General features: G+C 69.3%; 4 protein-coding genes. All 4 read right to left on the bottom strand.

Translation table 11 applies throughout. From position 1 onward, the window contains the following. Positions 1 to 101 precede the first annotated feature (101 nt). Genes Q0U08_RS17835 through Q0U08_RS17820 form a run of 4 tightly spaced genes read right to left on the bottom strand, consistent with a single transcriptional unit; the run spans position 102 to position 4,535 of the window. A complete protein-coding gene (locus Q0U08_RS17835; RefSeq protein ID WP_298092989.1) occupies positions 102 to 1,040 on the bottom strand; it encodes a 50S ribosomal protein L11 methyltransferase in 939 nt (312 codons plus the stop codon). A gap of 7 nt (positions 1,041 to 1,047) precedes the next feature. Continuing rightward, positions 1,048 to 1,755 carry an SDR family NAD(P)-dependent oxidoreductase gene (locus Q0U08_RS17830; protein ID WP_298092988.1) on the bottom strand — a complete coding sequence of 236 codons (708 nt, stop codon included), beginning with the start codon at positions 1,753 to 1,755 and terminating at the stop codon, positions 1,048 to 1,050. 32 nt (positions 1,756 to 1,787) lie between these two features. After that, positions 1,788 to 3,152 carry a methyl-accepting chemotaxis protein gene (locus Q0U08_RS17825; RefSeq protein ID WP_298092987.1) on the bottom strand — a complete coding sequence of 455 codons (1,365 nt, stop codon included), beginning with the start codon at positions 3,150 to 3,152 and terminating at the stop codon, positions 1,788 to 1,790. Positions 3,153 to 3,173: 21 nt separating this feature from the next. Next, positions 3,174 to 4,535: a methyl-accepting chemotaxis protein gene (locus tag Q0U08_RS17820; RefSeq protein WP_298092985.1), complete on the bottom strand. Its 1,362-nt coding sequence runs from the start codon at positions 4,533 to 4,535 to the stop codon at positions 3,174 to 3,176. Between the last annotated feature and the right edge of the window lie 213 nt (positions 4,536 to 4,748).

The raw sequence follows: 4,748 nt of genomic DNA, 5'->3' as shown, positions 1-4,748 counted from the left end.
AGCGGCGCAGCCGCGGAAGGGTGAGGGCGACCACGACCAGTCGAAAGCGAACGTGCTTGATCTCTGCTCGACAGGAACGGGCAGAATGAAGGTGTCCGGCTTTACAGATCCAGCGCCCAGCCGTCGCGGCCCTTGGGGTCGAAGGGGGCGGCGGGGACGTAGCGTTCGGCGCCGGCCGACAGGCGCAGCACGCTCCAGTCGCCGCGGTGGTCGACCGCCTCCACCGTGCAGCCGCAGGCGGCATAGGCGGCGGTCACGTCGGCACGCTGCGTCTCCAGCAGGCCGGCGAGCAGGATGGTGGCACGCGGCGCGGCGATGGCGGCAAGTTCGGGCGCCATGGAAACGAGCGGGCCGGCCAGGATGTTGGCGATGACGAGGTCATAGGGCGCCCTTGCGGTGATCGCATCGGCCAGTGCACCGTCCGCGACGATGCAGTCCACGCCGTCGATCGCATTGGCCTGCGCATTTTCGCGCGTGACGACGATCGCCATCGGATCGATATCGGTCGCCATCACAGCCGCTTCCGGCCACAGGTGCCGCACCGCGAAGGCGAGCAGGCCGGTGCCGGTGCCGACGTCGATCGCGTTCGCCACCAACGTGTCCGCCATCGCATCGAGCATGGCGAGACAACCGCTGGTGGTTTCGTGATGGCCGGTGCCGAACGCCTGGCCCGCCTCGATCAGAAAGGCGCGGCCACCTTCGGGCACCTCGGCGGCGTGGGCGCCGGTGTGGACGAAGAAGCGACCAACGCGCAGCGGCTCCAGCCCGGACTGGCTCATCGTCACCCAGTCCTCGTCGCCGAGTTCCTCCAGCGCGGGTGCGGTATCGCGGGCACTGGGCACCAGGGCGCGGACCGCGGCAACAGCGGCGGCGTCGGGCTCATCCTCGAAATAGGCGTCGAGGCGCCATGTCTCGGTATCGTCCTCCACCGTCTCGGTGGTCATCAGCACAGGGGCGGCATCCAGCCCGAGATCGTCGGCGGCATCGATCGCCTCGGCCTCGGCGCGGGTGCAGGGGAGGGTGAGTTTCCAGCTCATGATGGCCCTTTCAGCGAACGTAGCTGGCGCCGTTCACGTCGAGCACCGCGCCGGTCATCGAGGCGGGGGCGTCGAGCGCGAGGAAGCGGACGGTGGTGGCGATCTCATCCGGCATGGCGACGCGGCCGAGCGGAATGTCCGCCAGCAATTTGTCGCCGCCGCGGCTGGCGAGATAGTCCTCGGCCATGCCGGTCATGGTGAAGCCGGGGCAGACGGCGAAGGCGAGGATGCCGGCACCGGCATAGCCGCGCGCGATCGTCTTGGTCATCGCCACCATGCCCGCCTTTGACGCGGCATAATGCCAGTGGGCGGGCGAATCGCCGCGATAGGCGGCACGGCTGGCGACGTTGACGATCCGGCCGGTGCCCTGCCAGCCGGCGGCGCGGCGTTCCTGCCAGTGGAGGACCGCCAGACGGCACAGCTCGGCCGAGGCGGTGAGATTGATGCGCATCGTGCGCTCCCACCGGTCGGACCAGTCGTCTGCGTCGAGGGGAGCGGCCTCGAACACGCCGGCATTGTTGACCAGCACGTCGATCGCGCCGCCCGCCTGGGCGAGCGCCGCCTGCCACAGCGCGGCGGGGGCGGCGGGGTCGGCAAAGTCGGCAGCGATGCCGCTGGCCGTGCCATGGCCGATGACGGTGGTGTCCGCCGCGGACAGGCTGTCGGCGATCGCCGCGCCGATGCCGCGGCTGGAGCCGGTCAGGAGAATGGTGGTCATGGCGCCCGCCTGCCGCAAGCGCCGTGACGGCGTCAACCGACGCTGGCGGAAAACACCTCGGCCGCAGCACACAGGTCGTGCAATTGCCGGTCGACATCCTGGAAGCCGCCGCCGAGCGCCGCGATTTCGCCGGCGACCGCCTCGGTATCCTCGCGGATGGCGGCGATGCTGCCCGACATCGAGTCGGCGGCGAGTGCGGTCTCGTCCACCGCCGCGGTGATCGCGATCACCGTCTGGGCATGCGCCGCCATCGCGCCGCGCAGCCGCTGCGAGATCAGCAGGGCATCGCCCGCGGTGGTCTTGATCGAGGCGTTGGTCTCGACCGTGGCATGGGTCGCGGCCTGGATGGCGGCGATCTTGGCGGCGATATCGTCGGTGGCGCGCGCGGTCTGGCTGGCGAGGCTCTTCACCTCCTGCGCGACCACCGCGAACCCGCGACCCGCATCGCCGGCGCGGGCCGCCTCGATCGTCGCGTTCAGTGCCAGCAGGTTGGTCTGGCCGGCGATGTCGCGGATCAGCCCCAGGATCGACTCGATCGAGCGGGCATGGTCCGACAGCGCGCCGGACAGGGCGACCGCATCGTCCGCCTGGGCCGCAGCGCGCGTGGTGATCGCCGCGGCGCTTTCCACTTCCTCGCGCGCGGCCTCCATCGCGCGGATCAGGCCGGCCGCAGTCTGTGCCGCCTCCCGCATCGCCACCGCCGACTGTTCGGCGGCGATCGCCACCTCATGCGACTTGCCGAGCATGCGCGTGGTGGAACCGGCGGCCTGGCTCGCCTGCTCGCGCAGGCTGTCGCCGCGCGCCGCGGCGTCGCCGATCGCGCCGGCAATGGTCTGGCGAAACGCCTCCGCCTGTTCGTGGCGATCGTTTCTGGACAGCATCGCGTCCGCCCGGCCGAGCGCGCTTGCCATGATCCCCGCCTCGGCCAGCGAGATCCGCGCGGTCATGTCGGCCAGACGGCACATGCGCGCGCTGTCGCCGGCCACCCGCTGCTCCAGCGCGTGCATCGTGCGGCTTTGCGAATAGTTGAGCGCGTTCATCAGGGTCCGCAGCGACACGCCGCTGTCGCGGGCGCGCATCGCATAGCCGACCGCCATGTCCAGCCACGTCTGGTCGAACGGGCGGCCATATTTCTCGCGGACGTAGAGGGCGCTGCCGGCGACCCGCGCGCGCAGCCGATCGGCGGTAAGAACCGAGCGCCGGTCGCGCAATTCGCTCTGGCCGAGATAATGATCCCAAAAGGTCCGCGAGATCATGTCGATATCGTCGTCGGTCAACAACGACATGATTTCGGCGCAAGTGCTGGTGACGCTGCCGTCCCAGTCGTAATTGCGCATTGCCGAGGTGGATTCCCCCGCGCTGCTCCAGGTGCCGACCGCGATGTCCTGCCTTGCCATCTGCTGCTTTTCCGGGGCGGATCAGGCGGCGACGCGGGCGATGAAGCGATCCGCGCTCGACTTCAGATCGCCCAGTCGGCCATCCAGCAGATCGAAGCCGCGACCGACCGCGTCGATCTCGTCCGCGACGCTTTCGGTATCCTCCCGGATCGTGGCGATGGTGTTGGACATGGAATCCGCGGCCAGCGCGGTTTCGTCGACCGCCGCGGTGATCGCGGTGACGGTGCCGGCCTGTGCCTCCATCGCGTGGCGGATTCGCTCCGCCGATTCCTGCACCTCTGCCACGGTCGCCTTGATCGAGGCATTGGTATCCACGGTGGAGCGGGTCGCTGCCTGGATGGCGGCGATCTTGGCGGCGATGTCGTCAGTGGCGCGGGCGGTCTGGCTGGCGAGGCTCTTCACCTCCTGTGCGACCACCGCGAAGCCGCGGCCGGCGTCACCGGCACGGGCGGCCTCGATCGTCGCGTTCAGCGCCAGCAGGTTGGTCTGGCCGGCGATGTCGCGGATCAGCCCCAGGATCGATTCGATCGATTTGGCATGATCCGACAGGGTTTCGGACATGCCGACCGCCTGGCTGGCCTGCGCCGAGGCGCGGGTGGCGATCTCGGCCGCGGCCTCCACCTCCGAGCGGGCATCCTCGATCGCGCGGATCAGACCGGCGGCGGTCTGCGCTGCCTCGCGCATGGCGACCGCGGACTGTTCGGCGGCCGCGGCGACCTCGCTGGACTTGCCCAGCATGCCGCGGGTAGCCGCGGAGGCGTTCTGCGCCTGCGAACGAAGATCCTGCCCGTTGACGGTCGCCGAGTCGACCATGGTGGCGATGCCGCCCTGGAAATCGACGGCCAGCCGCTCGCGCGACCGTTGCGCGGTATGCGCGGCGAAACCGGCGAACAGCTCGACCGTCAATTCGGTCTCCATGCCGAACAGGCGGAGCAGCGTATCCATGGCGGACCGCATGCGGGGATCTTCGGGCGGCAGTTGCTCGACCAGCGCCGCGAGCATTGCACGGTCGCTGGCGCAGGACATGGCGAGCACCTCCATGGTGGACACACCCTTGGCATAGGCGGAGGCGATCGAACGTTCGAGCGACTCGACCCATTCGCGACCGCTGAGATTGCACAGGCGGTTGCGCATATAGGCACGACCGGCGAGCACCCGGCGTTCGCGGTCAAGTACCGTCCATTCGGCCTCGTCGGGATGGGCGCGCCGCCAGTGCGACCAATAGGCCTCCACGATGTCGTCGACGCGCGGTTCCACCAGTTCCCATAGTTCGGCCGCCTGCCGACGCAGATTGCCATCACCGCCGTCGAACGCACGAATCCGTGCCTCGAGATCGATGGTGGCGGCAATGGTAGTCGGTGCCGGAAGGTCGATATGGTCCAAGGAATGATCCCCCTGTTGATCGCCAAGCGATATGGCGCCAACAGGTTAAGGTGCGGTTAGAAGCCCGGTCCGGGAAAGGAAGGGACGGCGCGATGAAGGGGCAGGCGGTGCGCTCCTGGGTTGCATCGCGCGGGCGCTCGCCTCATAGGCGTCTGCGATCATCCGGACATCGACTGCTCTGAGGACCTGCCCTTGGCTTCCCGCAACCCCGCC

The organism is uncultured Sphingomonas sp. (assembly GCF_946477935.1).
Taxonomy (GTDB): domain Bacteria; phylum Pseudomonadota; class Alphaproteobacteria; order Sphingomonadales; family Sphingomonadaceae; genus Sphingomonas.
The sequence above is the reverse complement of the archived record's forward strand: the minus strand, read 5'-3'. Positions and strand labels throughout refer to the sequence as shown.